12 protein-coding genes are annotated in these 13,698 nt (G+C 57.6%); 5 read left to right on the top strand and 7 right to left on the bottom strand.

The annotated features are described in order from the left end of the window. Positions 1 to 118 precede the first annotated feature (118 nt). Positions 119 to 1,813: a methyl-accepting chemotaxis protein gene (locus IM295_RS17305; RefSeq protein WP_193067056.1), complete on the top strand. Its 1,695-nt coding sequence runs from the start codon at positions 119 to 121 to the stop codon at positions 1,811 to 1,813. Positions 1,814 to 1,889: 76 nt separating this feature from the next. Here IM295_RS17305 and IM295_RS17300 read toward each other — a convergent pair whose 3' ends face one another. The 4 genes from IM295_RS17300 to IM295_RS17285 all read right to left on the bottom strand — a co-directional run bounded on the left by IM295_RS17300 (position 1,890) and on the right by IM295_RS17285 (position 6,971). Then, positions 1,890 to 4,271, bottom strand: coding sequence for a glucose/quinate/shikimate family membrane-bound PQQ-dependent dehydrogenase (locus tag IM295_RS17300; protein WP_193067055.1), 2,382 nt, complete (start codon positions 4,269 to 4,271; stop codon positions 1,890 to 1,892). Between the two features lie 255 nt (positions 4,272 to 4,526). Beyond that, positions 4,527 to 5,450, bottom strand: coding sequence for a LysR substrate-binding domain-containing protein (locus IM295_RS17295; protein ID WP_193067054.1), 924 nt, complete (start codon positions 5,448 to 5,450; stop codon positions 4,527 to 4,529). Positions 5,451 to 5,632: 182 nt separating this feature from the next. Beyond that, entirely contained in the window at positions 5,633 to 6,517 is an 885-nt protein-coding gene (locus IM295_RS17290) for an SDR family oxidoreductase (RefSeq protein ID WP_028013098.1), read from the bottom strand. Positions 6,518 to 6,581: 64 nt separating this feature from the next. Continuing rightward, entirely contained in the window at positions 6,582 to 6,971 is a 390-nt protein-coding gene (locus IM295_RS17285; protein ID WP_008502282.1) for a YdeI family stress tolerance OB fold protein, read from the bottom strand. 139 nt (positions 6,972 to 7,110) lie between these two features. On the opposite strand from IM295_RS17285, the gene IM295_RS17280 reads away from it, so the two are divergent. From IM295_RS17280 to IM295_RS17265, 4 genes are read left to right on the top strand one after another with little or no spacing between them, the layout of a single operon-like run. Continuing rightward, positions 7,111 to 7,614 (top strand): hypothetical protein, encoded by a 504-nt coding sequence (locus IM295_RS17280; protein WP_193067053.1) that lies wholly within the window; start codon positions 7,111 to 7,113, stop codon positions 7,612 to 7,614. A 9-nt stretch (positions 7,615 to 7,623) separates the two neighbouring features. Further along, the gene (locus tag IM295_RS17275) at positions 7,624 to 8,070 is read left to right on the top strand and encodes a DUF421 domain-containing protein (protein ID WP_028013100.1); all 447 of its coding nucleotides are present in this window, start codon (positions 7,624 to 7,626) and stop codon (positions 8,068 to 8,070) included. Between the two features lie 11 nt (positions 8,071 to 8,081). Then, positions 8,082 to 8,600, top strand: coding sequence for a 2-oxo-tetronate isomerase (locus IM295_RS17270; protein ID WP_047368522.1), 519 nt, complete (start codon positions 8,082 to 8,084; stop codon positions 8,598 to 8,600). Positions 8,601 to 8,617: 17 nt separating this feature from the next. After that, a complete protein-coding gene (locus IM295_RS17265) occupies positions 8,618 to 9,604 on the top strand; it encodes an SDR family oxidoreductase (RefSeq protein ID WP_193067052.1) in 987 nt (328 codons plus the stop codon). Here the strand turns inward: IM295_RS17265 and IM295_RS17260 are convergent, their stop codons facing one another. Genes IM295_RS17260 through IM295_RS17250 form a run of 3 tightly spaced genes read right to left on the bottom strand, consistent with a single transcriptional unit; the run spans position 9,605 to position 13,652 of the window. Continuing rightward, entirely contained in the window at positions 9,605 to 11,230 is a 1,626-nt protein-coding gene (locus IM295_RS17260) for an alpha-amylase family protein (RefSeq protein WP_193067051.1), read from the bottom strand. A gap of 8 nt (positions 11,231 to 11,238) precedes the next feature. Further along, the gene (cydB, locus tag IM295_RS17255) at positions 11,239 to 12,249 is read right to left on the bottom strand and encodes a cytochrome d ubiquinol oxidase subunit II (protein ID WP_193067050.1); all 1,011 of its coding nucleotides are present in this window, start codon (positions 12,247 to 12,249) and stop codon (positions 11,239 to 11,241) included. Further along, positions 12,249 to 13,652, bottom strand: coding sequence for a cytochrome ubiquinol oxidase subunit I (locus IM295_RS17250; protein WP_028013105.1), 1,404 nt, complete (start codon positions 13,650 to 13,652; stop codon positions 12,249 to 12,251). The genes cydB and IM295_RS17250 overlap by 1 nt, the downstream gene beginning before the upstream one ends. Positions 13,653 to 13,698: the final 46 nt, after the last annotated feature.

Genomic DNA, 13,698 nt, shown 5'->3' with positions numbered 1-13,698 from the left:
ATCTTCTCTAAAGTGTGACCAGTGCGGCGTTTTTAGCCGTAATCTAAATCTCTGCCGTGCCGATGACTATCTAACAGGCGTGTTTTTGCGCATCTTACCTATAAGAGAGTCGACGGTCATGGACAACACTTCTTCGATGCAGGCGCAGCGCAAGCTGAGCTTCCTGCATCACATCAGGCTGGTTCCGCTGTTTTCCTCCATTCTCGGTGGCATTATTCTGCTGTTTGCCTTGAGCTCGGGTCTGGCGGGGTATTTCCTGCTACAGGCCGACAACGATCAGCAGGACGTTACGTCCGAAATTCAGGTGCGTATGGGGCTGTCGAACAGCTCAAACCATCTGCGCACCGCGCGTATCAATATGATCCACGCCGGCGCGGCAAGCCGTATCGCGGAGATGGAGGCCATGAAGCAGAACATCCGTGAGGCGGAAACGCGCATTAAGCAGTCCCAGGATAGCTTTACCGCCTATATGCATCGTTCCGTGCGCAGCGCTGCGGACGAAGCGCTGGATGCAGACCTGAAGGCACGCTACGACGCCTATATTGCGGGCCTCCAGCCGATGGTCAAATTTGCCAAAAACGGCATGTTCGAGGCGATCATCAACCACGAAAATGAGACCGCGCGCCCGCTGGACGATGCTTACAACGCCGTTCTGCTGAAGGCGATTAAGATCCGCACCGACCGCGCCAATGCGCTGACGGCGCAGGCGCACAGCCGCACGCAGCTGGGTCTGATGTTTATGGTGGGCGCGTTTGCGCTGGCGCTGGTGCTGACCGCGATGACCTTCGTTGTGCTGCGCCGCACGGTCATTAATCCGCTGCAGCGTGCAGCGAAACGTATCGAGAATATCGCCAAAGGCGACCTGACGATGCCGGACGACGTGGCCGGACGCAGCGAAATTGGCCGCCTGACGCGCGATCTGCAAACCATGCAGCACTCCCTTGAAACAACGGTCGGCACTGTCCGTCAGGGGGCGGAGGAGATCTACCGGGGTACCAGCGAGATCTCTGCCGGTAACACCGATCTCTCATCACGCACCGAGCAGCAGGCCGCGGCGATTGAACAGACTGCCGCCAGCATGGAGCAGCTGACCGCGACGGTGAAGCAGAACGCCGATAACGCCCATCATGCCAGCAAGCTGGCGGAAGATGCCTCCGGGAAAGCCAGCCGCGGCGGCCAGATGGTCTCCGGTGTGGTGAAAACTATGGGCAATATCTCAAGCAGTTCGAAGAAAATCTCTGAGATTACCGCGGTGATCAACAGCATCGCCTTCCAGACCAACATCCTGGCGCTTAACGCGGCGGTAGAAGCGGCGCGGGCGGGCGAGCAGGGACGCGGGTTCGCCGTGGTGGCCAGCGAAGTTCGTACCCTTGCAAGCCGCAGCGCCAACGCCGCAAAAGAGATCGAAAGCCTGATCAACGAATCGGTCTCGCTGATAGACCAGGGTTCCGGTGAGGTCGTTGCCGCTGGCAATACCATGAATGAGATCGTCGAGGCGGTGAAGCGCGTCACCGACATCATGCTGGAGATTGCCGCCGCGTCTGACGAGCAGAGCCGCGGTATCGTGCAGGTCAGCCAGGCTATTTCGGAGATGGATAAAGTGACCCAGCAGAACGCCTCGCTGGTGGAAGAGGCCTCCGCGGCGGCCGCGTCGCTGGAGGAACAGGGCGCGCGTCTGACAGAGGCGGTCGGGGCGTTTCGTCTGAGCGGTAAGGCTCAGGGGCGTACTCAACAGAAGAACTCTGCGGCAGTAAAACCTGCTGCACTACGTCCGGCGGTAGCGAATAACGGTGATAACTGGGAAACGTTCTGAGTCGCTGGCCGTGTCGGGTGGCGCTTCGTTTACCCGGCCGACAAAAAAGGGACCTTTCGGTCCCTTTTTTCATCCGTTACTGCTTATCGGGTAACGCGTACGCGATAACGTAATCACCGCGATCCGGCGACTGGCGAGCGCCCCCGGCGTTAATGACGATGTACTGCTTACCGGTTTTCGGCGAGACGTAGGTCATCGGGCCGGACTGGCTGCCGACCGGCAGGCGGTCCTTCCAGATCTCTTTCCCGGTGGCGGTATCAAACGCGCGCAGATAGAAATCCTGGGTGCCGGCGAAGAACAGCAGGCCGGACTGGGTTGACAGCGACGCGCCCAGCGTTGGCATCCCGATTGGGATTGGCATATGCATGCGAATGCCCAGCGGGCCGGTATCTTCCACGGTACCAACCGGTACCTGCCACACCAGCTTGCCGGTTTTCAGGTCAACAGCTGACATGGTTCCGAACGGCGGCTTCTGGCACGGAATGCCCAGCGGCGACAGGAAGCGTTCGCGCATTGCGCCGAACGGCGTGCCGTCCATCGGGACAATCCCCATCTCAATGCCGCTGGCGTTTTTCGCCACGTTCGCGCGCGGCACCATGTAGTTTGCCAGCCCCAGACGCATATCGTTGACGAACATCAGGCTGTTGTTCGGGTCAACGGAGACGCTGCCCCAGTTCATTCCGCCGAGCGAGCCGGGGAACTGCAGGGAACGGTCGAGACCCGGCGGGGTGAAGACGCCCTGATGACGCATCTCTTTAAACTGAATGCGGCACAGAAGCAGGTCGACAGGCGTCGCCCCCCACATGTCGGACTCTGTTAACGTCTGGTTGCCAATCATCGGCATGCCCACGGAGTACGGCTGGGTCGGAGAGTAGCGTTCACCTTCAACGTTACCCGCCGGAACTGGACGTTCCTCCACTTTCGCCACCGGCTTGCCGGTTTCGCGGTTGAGCATAAAGATCATGCCCTGCTTGCTGGTCTGCACCAGTACAGGCGTGGTGCCGCCTTTGCCGTCCGGCAGGTCGTACAGCAGCGGCTGGGAAGGCAGGTCGAAGTCCCACAGGTCGTGGTGGGTGGTCTGGAAATGCCAGCGCACCTGTCCGGTGGCGGCGTCGACGGCGACGATGGAGGAACTGTACTTATCGTCCAGCGCGGTACGCTCGCCTGCCCAGAAGTCTGGCGTGGCGTTGCCGGTTGGCAGGTAGATCAGGTTCAGCTTAGCGTCGTAAGACATCGCAGACCAGACGTTCGGCGTACCGCGGGTATAAGTCTGGCCTTCCGGAGGCAGGCCGGTCAGGTTCGGGTTACCCGGATCCCACGCCCAGGCCAGTTTACCGGTGTGAACGTCGTAGGCGCGCACCACGCCCGGCGGTTCGCCGGTGGAGAAGTTATCCGCGACGCGACCGCCGACGACAACAACGTTTCCGGCCACCAGCGGCGTGGAGGTCTGCTGATAATAGCCCGGCTTGATTTCGCCCATGCCAACGCTCAGGTCAACGGTGCCATGGTCACCAAAGTCGTCGCAAACCTTGCCGGTATCCGCGTTGATGGCAATCAGACGGGCATCGGTGGTCGGCAGGAACAGGCGGCGAGGGCATGCCGCTGGCGACCTCCCGGTCTGTGACGCTGTCACGTTTGCATGATCTTCAAAGTAGCCCAGACCACGGCAACGCTGCCAGTTCGGCGCGGTGGCTTTCGAATCATAACGCCATTTTTCTTTACCTGAATCCACGTCCAGCGCCAGCACTTTACTGTACGGCGTGCAGACATAGAGCGTGTCGCCAATCTGCAGCGGCGTGTTCTGATCTTCCGCACCTGAGCCGTTGCTCTGCGGAATATCCCCGGTGTGCGCCACCCAGGCGACTTTCAGATCGCTGATGTTTTGCTTGTTAATCTGGTCCAGCGCGGCGAAGCGGTCGCCGTGGGTGGTGTTGCCCCAGTGTTCCCAGTTTTTCTGCTGTTCGCCGGGAGCAACGGGTTTCACCGGAACGGGCTCGTTCGCCGCCACGAGGGTTTGTGGCTTAAACATCCAGCCGAGGCTGACCAGCATCGCCAGTGCGAGAACCGCCGCAACGCCATAAGCCGGGGCTTTATTCGCTGCGCCGCGGTTGGCCGCGCGCAGGAAAGGCCAGACGATGGCGCAGAGGAAGGCCAGTACGGCAAAAGTGAACAGGCGCGAGAAGAGCGGCCAGAAATCCCAGCCCGCATCGCTTACCGCCCAGAACAGCGAGGCAATAAACGCGATGCCGTAAAGCACGATCCCGCTGCTGCGATTGAGGAAAATCAGGAGCGCGGCAATGACCATCACCACGCCCATTATCACGAAGTAAAAACTTCCGCCTACGGCGGCGAGCTTGAAGCCCAACCCGCCGACCGCCAGACCGATGAGCAACATCAGTCCGGCAAGGAGCCACTGCAAAATACGAGGTATCCCGCGCGGCGCGCTGCCAAATGCCATTTCTGTCTCCTTTGAATCTCTCCGCATTGCCGGATATGTACCATATGGATAATAAATGCGGGGAGAGCAATGATTAAAACGAATGAATTCTTGTTTATATAACGATTAACGAACCAAATGGTGAACCCGCCGTTATGATAAAACTGTTAATTTGTTTTACGCAATTGTTAATGAATCATTCCGCATTATTTGATTAACGCACAGCCCAGTTCCCTCTCCCTGTGGGAGAGGGAACTGGGTGAGGGGTGAAGGGAATCAGACAGGCATAGATTTACGGATAGCGCTCAGTAGCGTTTGTGCGCCCGTGGAAAGGGGAGTATCTACCCGGGTCAAAATACCGATGGGTTCACCCGCACCGGGGGAGGCGATCGGCAGGGCGGTCAGCGTGCACTGACGCAAATCATCTTTTACCGCACCGGAGGGGACGAACCAGACGTAGTCATAATCCAGAGTAAGCTGGCGCGAAAGAGAAGCCGAAAGCGTTTCGATGCACCCTGAGGGTAGCGTACACCCCTGCATCTGCAGCAAGGTTTCGGCGGCCTGGCGCGGGACGGTCCCTTTCGGGCAAACCACCACCGGCCACTCCATCACCCGGCTTAACGTCACCGTGTCCTGCAGCAGGGGATGATCGGGTCGAACCACCAGCTTCAGGGATTCCAGGAACAGCAGTTCATAATTGAGACCGCCCATCAGCTCGGGGTCGGACATTCGACCGATACCGAGATCAAGCTCACCCGATTTCAGCCCCGCGAGCAGCATGGTGTTATTCATGGTGGCAACCTGAATAGTGGTATTGCGCTGCTGTTTGTGGAACTGACCAATAACGGGCGGCAGGATCCCCAGCGCCGCGGTTGGCAGGGCGCCGACGCGCACCACCTCGCTGGTCTGCTCTTCTTTTCGGTGCAGGGACTGGCCTGCGGTGTTGAGCGCATCCAGCACCTTCACGGCGTGCGTCAGGAACTGTTCGCCCACCAGAGTCAGCTGTGCCCCCAGCCGACCGCGGTCAAATAGACGGGCGCCGGTCAGCTGTTCCAGCTCGTTAAGGGTTTTTGAGAGCGCGGGCTGGCTCAGGTTAAGAGTTTCAGCCGCGCGCCCCAGCGTTCCCTGTTGAGCGACGGCCACAAATGTATGCAAATGGCGCAAGCGTATGCGCTGACTGAACAGACCATTTTTTTCCATAGGCGATGTTAAAAACAGAGCGATGCGGGTGACAAGTTAAGTTGTTTAATTTTGATAACTTGATAGCAAAATATTTTTAACATTTGATCTGTTTGAGTTACAACATGTTTTTCAGGCGAGGTGGGTGATGAACGTCCTTGTTCATTTATTGCTCACTGCGGAGGGATAAGCTGCAAACCGGTTTAGATAACGCCGTCGCCGCCGTCAGAACACCATACCTGGCCGGAGGTAAAGGAACACTCATCCGAGGCCAGCGTGACGTACAGCGGGGCAATCTCGACGGGCTGTCCCGGACGACCCAGCGGGGTATCACCTCCGAACTCCTTCACTTTCTCCATCGGCTGGCCGCCGCTGGACTGGAGTACCGTCCAGTACGGGCCGGGGGCGACGGCGTTGACGCGAATGCCTTTCGGACCCAGCTGTTTGGCTAAGGATTTGGTAAACACCGCCAGACAGGCCTTCGTCTGGGCATAGTCCAGCAGTACGGGGCTGGGCTTCACTGCCTGAACGGAGGAAGTGTTAATGATCACGGACGACGCTTTCAGGTGGCGCAGGGCGGCCTTGGTGATCCAGAAGGGGGCGTAAACGTTGGTTTTAAACGTCGCGTCAAAATCTTCGGTGGTCAGCTCTTCAAGGGATTCCCGGAACTGCTGACGGCCTGCGTTGTTGACCAGAATATCCAGCCCGCCCAGCTTCGAAACGGCTTCTTCGACCAGATTCTGGCAAAAGGTCTCGTCACGGACGTCTCCTGGCAGCGCGATGGCCTTGCGGCCTTCCGCTTTGATCAGGTCGATGACCTCGGCGGCATCTTTCTCTTCTTCAGGCAGATAGTTGATGGCGACGTCTGCCCCTTCGCGGGCGTAGGCGATAGCCACTGCGCGACCAATCCCGGAGTCACCACCGGTGATCAGCGCTTTTTTGCCGGCAAGGCGGCCATGCCCTTTATAGCTTGTTTCACCGTGATCGGGTACAGGCTGCATTTCAGACGCCAGTCCCGGCGGCGTTTGCGGCTGTTCCGGGAACGGGGGTTTCGGGTAAGCGTTCGTACGTTGTGTAGTATCACTCATAGCTGACTCCTTAAGCCAAGGGGTGAGATTTGATGGATAGTTGCAGCGTTAACGCTTCGCTGAATTATTTCTGCAAACGATCAACACGAACGACGGCAGGCGATGATTTTTTATCAAGCGAACCGTTGATACTGATCATCTGATCGGGTTTTACCGTTCTGCCGTCGAAGACTGCCTGGGGAATAATAACGTCGATTTTTCCGGTTTTATCCTGGAATACAAACTTATCGCCGCTACCGTCAATAAGATTACCGCGCAATGAAATTGTCGCGCCATCGTGCAATTGTTTTGCCTGATCGATGGTCATAATACGCGCGTCGTCGGTTCCACGATATCCGCTGTCCAGCGCGTGGGGCGGTGGCGGTGCTTCACCTTTTTGTAACCCGCCGTTATTATCTGCCCATGCAGCTGGAACCAGAAATATCAAAAAAGCGGAAATAAGTGATAATTTCATCTGATATCCTTCATTTTTGAGTGTCTTGACATATTAAGTATTGTTGCTATTCCTTTATGTGGCAAATGTGATAAGTCTTAAAAACATTCTCTTTGGAAATCAAAACTATCTTGAAATAAGCGAAACGGTGACAACGACTATGAAGCATGAAAATGAAAAGTTACCCGGGATAGATGAGAGTTATCGCTTGTTGAGATTTGAATATTCATTTCGCCAGGTGGGTTTTGTGGTCCTCCTGGCTATTATCATCGCAGCGGTTGCTGGTCTGTTTTCCAGCGGGGTGGTGAGCGATACGGCCAAAACCAATTCCGCTAACTCATTGAGCATAAACTATGAACGCTTCGGCCGGCGGGAGACGGAGTCAAGAATGCAGGTCACCTTCCCGGTGAAGACGGAGGGCAGCTATACCCTCAGCCTGACCACCGACAGCAGCGACGTATACGAGCCCGGCAGCGTCTGGCCGCAGCCAGACAAAATGTATAGCCACGGCAAAACCCTTTATTTGGTCTATGACGACCTGCAAAAATCAGCCAACTTCTCTGTTTTATACTTCACGACACCTTCCAGAGCCGGTAAATGGAACACCGTCATCCGCGTCAACAACGAGCCGGAGATTAACCTCTGGCAATTTATTTACCCCTAGGAGGCTGATATGGATATGGTCTTTCGCGCGCTGGCGATTTATCTGTTTCTCGTGGTGGTATTTAAAGTGGCAGGGCGACGGGCGCTGCTGCAGATGACCAGCTTTGATCTCATCCTCCTCTTAATTATTAGTGAGGCGACGCAACAGGCGCTTTTGGGGCAGGATTTCTCGGTTACCGGCGCAATGATTACCATTACCACGCTGGTGGTCGTTGACATTATATTTGGCCTGATGAAGAAATATTTTTCCCCGGTGGAGAATATTCTTGATGGGACCCCTGTGATTCTGGTTGAGAATGGCGTTCCATTAGCGGATAAGCTAAAAAAAGTCGACGTATCTTGTGATGATATTCTGGTGTCAGCGCGTCAAAATAATGGCATTACAGAACTTAGCGAAATTAAATATGCCATACTTGAGCGCAATGGACATATTTCAATCATTCCTGTTGAAAAATAAGAGGCGGCAAGATGAGCAATCTTTTACACGACAGTCATTATACCGTGAGTGAACTCACCAAAAAGCTGGCGAGTAAATTAACCGATGCCGGGCTGCGCTTAACCACCGCGGAATCCTGCACGGGAGGAAAGCTCTCGGTGGCGCTGTGTGCAGAGGAAAACACGGCCGATTTTTATGACGTCGGGCTGGTTGTGTTCAGCGATGAAGCCAAATCGCGGATCCTCGGCGTGCGTCAGGAGACGCTGGCGCGCTATACCGCCGTCAGTGAACAGACGGTGACCGAGATGGCCGCCAGCATCCGCGACATTGCCCAGGCGGATATCAGCATCGCCATCAGCGGCTACGCGGGTCCGGAAGGGGGCGATGACGGTACGGCGGCGGGAACGGTCTGCTTTGCCTGGAATATCTGCGGTGAGACGAAAACCCGCACCGTCCTTTTCTCCGGCGACTGCCAGGATGTGGTGGAAAAAGCGGTGCAATTTTCGCTCGCTGAACTGGTGACAACATTGTCGGACGGCAATAACGGCTAAATTCACGCGGAGGTTCTATGGCGGTCATAGTGATTACCGGCGGGACGGCGGGCGTGGGAAAAGCCACGGCGCTGAAATTTGCAAAGGCAGGTTACGATGTGGGGCTTATCGCCCGCGATGAAGCCAGCCTGCACTCCACCCAGGAAGAGCTTCGCCGCTTCGGCGTTAATGCCCACGCGGTGCAGGCGGACGTCGCCGACAGCCAGGCGGTGGTGGATGCGGCTAACGAGATTGAGTATCGCCTCGGGGCGATTGATGTCTGGATCAACAATGCGATGGGGGCCGTGCTGGCGCCGTTTCGTACCCTGACGCCGGATGAGTTTCGTCGCGTGACGGATGTTACCTATCTCGGATTTGTTAACGGCACCCGCGCCGCGCTGGAGCTGATGGTGCCCCGCGACAGGGGGGTGATTATTCAGGTGGGGTCCGCGCTGGCCTACCGTTCCATCCCTTTGCAGTCGGCCTACTGCGGGGCCAAAGCGGCGATCCGCGGATTCACCGATGCGGTGCGCACGGAGCTGATGCACGAGAACAGCCGGGTTCAGCTTTCCATGGTGCAGATGCCGGGGCTCAATACGCCGCAGTTCGAATGGGCAAGGAATAAGTTCGCCTGGGCGATGCGACCGGTGCCGCCGGTCTTTGAGCCTGAAGTGGCCGCCAGCGCCATCTTTAAGGTTGCGCAGAAACCGGTGCGAGAGCTGTGGGTGGGCAGCAGCACTATCCAGTCCATCGTCGGGCAATTCTTCTTTCCGGGCTACCTTGACCGTCTGATGGTAAAAAAAGCCTGGGAAGGCCAGATGACCGACGATCTGAACGCAGCGGATCGGCGGGACTATCTCGACCAGCCGATTGACGACCTGCACAAAATCCATGGTCGTTTTACCGACGAAGCGAAGAACCGCGCTACGTCCGTCACCTCCGGTATGCCGGGCAAGGTGGCGCTGGGGGCCCTCGCGGTGGCGGGGATTATGCTGACGCGTCTGATAACCCGCCGGAAACGCTAATCACCGCAGCGCGCTGCGGTGCGTCCAGAACCAGCGGTAGCCGTAGGCGCCAATACTGAGTTCGACGGTTTTGCCGCAAACCAGCGCGTCGTCGTAGCGTTTGTCCGCGAGGCAGGCAGTCCAGGTGGCATTGCGGATCCCTCTGGCGGTGAACTGTACCGGCTGGTCGCTGAAGTTAACGAAGGTCAGAATGCTGCGCTCGTCGGTCTCGTAATAGATCCCCAGCACCGCGTCATGATTGAGGGTGATGAGGCGAAAGGGCGCCACGGCAATTTCGGGGAACTCCGAGCGGGTATTGGCAATATCAATAATCCGGTGCAGGAGCGAGTTGCGGTGGAGCAGCGAATCGGCGACGTTGATTTTCTGATAGCGGTAGGGCCCGTGGTCGATTATCGGCGCAATAAATTTTTCAGGATCGGCCGCCGAAAAACCACCTCCCTGTGAACCTGCCCACTGCATTGGGGTGCGGACGGCGTAGCGCTCCTCCAGTTCAAGGTCGTCACCCATGCCGATCTCATCCCCGTAGCGCATCACCGGGACGCCCGGCAGGGAAAAGAGCACCGCGTGGCAAAACGCCAGCCGCTTTGGATCGCCATTCAGCATCGGGGCCAGACGTCGGCGGATCCCACGCTGATAGACGTTCATCTCCTCGTCAGGGGCGAAGGTGTCGAGCACGAACTGTTTATCTTTCTGGCTAATCCCTTCCAGATCCAGCTCGTCATGGTTGCGCAGCCAGTTGGCAAAACAGCATGAATCTGGCGGGACGATCATCTTCTTCACCGCGTTGCGCAGCGGGCGGGCGCTTTTTCTGGCCAGGCTGACGTAGAAATACTTGTTGAGCCAGAAGTTGAGCACCAGATGCAGACGGTCGTTATTGCCGAAATAGTCTTTATAAACCTCAACGTCTACGTCCACTTCGCCGAGCAGGATCGCGTCCGGATTACGCTGTTCGATAAGACGGCGCATGTGCTCCAGGATCCACAGGCCCTTTTTCTCGTCACCGCTGCCCGCCTGCTTCGTGAGGTGTGATGCGGCATCCAGTCGAAATCCCGATACCCCCAGCTTGAGCCAGAAGAGGATAATATTCTCAATCTCCTTAAGCACGGCGGGCGAGGTCAGGTTCAGGTCCGGCTCGTGGCGGTAGAACATGTGCCGGTAATACTGTCCCGCCTCGTCGTCCCAGCTCCAGACGCTCTTTTCCACGCCGGGGAACATGGGGGGCGTATCGTCGTCGTCGTTATCCGACCAGATATAGTAATCGCGATAGGGCGAGGCGGGGCTGCGGCGGGCCTGCTGGAACCAGGGATGGGCGTCCGAGGTGTGCTGGATCAGCAGCTCAATAATGACCTGTATGCCCAGCTCCCGGGCCTGTTCGATAAAAGCGATGATATCGGCCAGTTTTCCGAAGCGGGGGTCCACCTGCAGATGGTCGCTGACGTCGTAGCCCTCATCGAGAAAGGGCGTGAGGTAAAACGGGGTAATCCAGATAACTGTCGCCCCCATGCGGCGAATATAGCGCAGCTTGGCCGCGATCCCGGCGATGTCCCCGCAGCCATCGCCGTTCATATCGTAAAAAAGCGCGGTATCAATCTGGTAGATAATGGCCCGTGTATGCCAGTCCGTCATAGCGTTCCTCAGTGATAGCCTTCAGTATCCGAAACCTTGCCCCGGAACACGTAATAGCTCCAGGCGGTGTATACCAGAATCACCGGAATTATCAGCAGGGTCCCGACCAGCATAAACAGCTGGCTGGCGGGGGGCGCCGCGGCTTCCCACAGGGTGATGCGCGGCGGAATAATGTTTGGCCACAGGCTGATACCCAGGCCGCTAAATCCGAGGAAGATCAGCCCCAGCGTCAGCAGGAAGGGACGCGAGTGGCTGGCCGGGTTGCGGGTCAGCCGCCAGATCAGCACGCTAAACAGGCCTACCAGCAGGGGAACCGGCAGGAACCAGAAGAAGTTGGGCAGGGTAAACCAACGGTCGGCCACGTACTGCCAGCCGAGCGGCGTCCAGACGCTGACCACCGCGATCACCACCATCAGGGCCAGCAGCACGTGGCGGGTTAGCTCGCGCATACGGCGTTGCAGGGCACCTTCACTTTTCATGATAAGCCAGGTGGTGCCCAGCAGCGTGTAGGCGACCACCAGGCCGATACCGCAGAAAAGGTTAAAGGGCGTCAGCCATTCAAGCGGCGAGCCCACAAAGCGTCTGCCCTCAACCTCAAAGCCGTTGATCACCGCCCCCACGACGATCCCCTGGCTGAAGGTGGCGAGCAGAGAGCCACCGGCGAAGGAGTAGTCCCAGAACTTGCGGTGCGAAGGCGTCGCTTTAAAACGAAACTCAAAGGCGACGCCGCGAAAGATGAGGCCGATCAGCATCGCGGTGAGGGGGATCGTCAGGGCATCAATGATCACCGCGTAAGCCAGCGGGAACGCGCCAAACAGCCCTGCGCCGCCGAGCACCAGCCAGGTCTCGTTGCCGTCCCATACGGGCGCTACGCTGTTGACCATCACATCGCGCTCTTTCGCATCGCCCACGAAGTTAAACAGCAGGCCGATGCCTAAATCAAAGCCATCCATAATGATGTACATCAGCGTGGCAAAGACGATGATGGCAAACCAGATAACAGAGATATCGACGCCCATCAGTTTCTCTCCTGTTCCGGAACAGACTCCGCGGCAGACAGTGGACGGGCGGGGGTGCCCGACGTGTTTGACGTCAGCGTATCGACGGGCTGCGGGCCTTTCTTAATCAGCCGGATGAGGTACACATAGCCCACGCCAAACACCGACGAGTAGACAACGAAGAACGCCAGCAGGCTGATGCTCATCTGCAGGGTGCTGTGCAGGGAGACCGCGTCAATCGTGCGCAGATAACCGTAAACCACCCACGGCTGGCGGCCCACTTCGGTGGTCACCCAGCCGGCGAGCAGCGCCACCAGACCCGCGGGCCCCATGCAAAGAGCAAACCACTGGAACGGACGCGAGTGGTAGAGCCGGTGGCGATAGCGTAGCCAGAGGCTGACCAGACCGAGGGTAATCATCAGCAGGCCCATTCCGACCATGATGCGAAACGACCAGAAGACGATGGTCGAGTTTGGGCGATCCTCTTTCGGGAAGTCCTTCAGCGCCGGAACCTGCTTATCGAGGCTGTGCGTCAGGATAAGGCTGCCGAGCGCGGGGATTTCAAGACCGTATTTGGTGCGCTCCTCGTCCATATCGGGCAGGCCAAACAGCAGCAGCGGCGTGGCCTCGCCGGGCGGATTTTCCCAGTGCCCCTCTATGGCGGCAATTTTGGCTGGCTGATGCTCAAGCGTGTTCAGGCCGTGCATATCGCCCACGACGGCCTGAATGGGGGCAACCAGCAGCGCCATCCACATCGCCATGGAGAACATGGTGCGTATGGCAGGGGTATCGTTACCGCGCAGCAGGTGCCATGCGCCCGACGCGCCGACAAACAGCGCGCTGCTCAGAAATGCGGCGATGGCCATATGAATCAGGCGGTAAGGGAAGGAGGGGTTAAAGATAATCGCCAGCCAGTCCTGCGGAATGACCTGCCCGTTCTCGATAGTAAAACCCTGCGGGGTGTGCATCCAGCTGTTTGAGGCGAGAATCCAGAAGGTCGACATCAGCGTGCCGAGCGCCACCATGCAGGTTGAAAAGAAGTGCAGCCCAGGGCCAACCTTGTTCCAGCCGAACATCATTACGCCAAGAAAGCCGGCTTCCAGGAAGAAGGCGGTTAACACCTCGTAGGTCAGCAGGGGACCGGTAATACTGCCTGCGAACTGGGAGAACCCGCTCCAGTTGGTGCCGAACTGATACGCCATGACCAGTCCGGAAACGACACCCATCCCGAAGTTAACGGCAAATATCTTGAGCCAGAAGTGGTACAGCGAGCGCCAGACGTCGTTTTTGGTGCGCAGCCACATGCCTTCAAGCACGACCAGATAGCTGGCAAGACCGATGGTGATCGCCGGGAAAAGAATGTGAAACGAGACGGTAAAAGCGAACTGAATTCTGGCGAGATGAAATGCATCAAGTTCGAACATGGTCCGTACCTCTGAAGCGATGGGGCACGAGAATTGCCGGGCAGGT

The sequence above is a fragment of the Enterobacter cloacae complex sp. P14RS genome (assembly GCF_014895895.1).
Classification (GTDB): domain Bacteria; phylum Pseudomonadota; class Gammaproteobacteria; order Enterobacterales; family Enterobacteriaceae; genus Enterobacter; species Enterobacter bugandensis.
The sequence above is the reverse complement of the archived record's forward strand: the minus strand, read 5'-3'. Positions and strand labels throughout refer to the sequence as shown.

Bases quoted from the DNA above. Each gene is read 5' to 3' on its own strand.
- IM295_RS17270 (WP_047368522.1), top strand. From the start codon at position 8,082: ATGAGCAATCTTTTACACGACAGTCATTATACCGTGAGTGAACTCACC.
- IM295_RS17250 (WP_028013105.1), bottom strand. From the start codon at position 13,652: ATGTTCGAACTTGATGCATTTCATCTCGCCAGAATTCAGTTCGCTTTT.
- IM295_RS17305 (WP_193067056.1), top strand. From the start codon at position 119: ATGGACAACACTTCTTCGATGCAGGCGCAGCGCAAGCTGAGCTTCCTG.
- IM295_RS17260 (WP_193067051.1), bottom strand. From the start codon at position 11,230: ATGACGGACTGGCATACACGGGCCATTATCTACCAGATTGATACCGCG.
- IM295_RS17275 (WP_028013100.1), top strand. From the start codon at position 7,624: ATGGATATGGTCTTTCGCGCGCTGGCGATTTATCTGTTTCTCGTGGTG.
- IM295_RS17295 (WP_193067054.1), bottom strand. From the start codon at position 5,450: ATGGAAAAAAATGGTCTGTTCAGTCAGCGCATACGCTTGCGCCATTTG.
- IM295_RS17290 (WP_028013098.1), bottom strand. From the start codon at position 6,517: ATGAGTGATACTACACAACGTACGAACGCTTACCCGAAACCCCCGTTC.
- cydB (WP_193067050.1), bottom strand. From the start codon at position 12,249: ATGGGCGTCGATATCTCTGTTATCTGGTTTGCCATCATCGTCTTTGCC.
- IM295_RS17285 (WP_008502282.1), bottom strand. From the start codon at position 6,971: ATGAAATTATCACTTATTTCCGCTTTTTTGATATTTCTGGTTCCAGCT.
- IM295_RS17300 (WP_193067055.1), bottom strand. From the start codon at position 4,271: ATGGCATTTGGCAGCGCGCCGCGCGGGATACCTCGTATTTTGCAGTGG.
- IM295_RS17265 (WP_193067052.1), top strand. From the start codon at position 8,618: ATGGCGGTCATAGTGATTACCGGCGGGACGGCGGGCGTGGGAAAAGCC.
- IM295_RS17280 (WP_193067053.1), top strand. From the start codon at position 7,111: ATGAAGCATGAAAATGAAAAGTTACCCGGGATAGATGAGAGTTATCGC.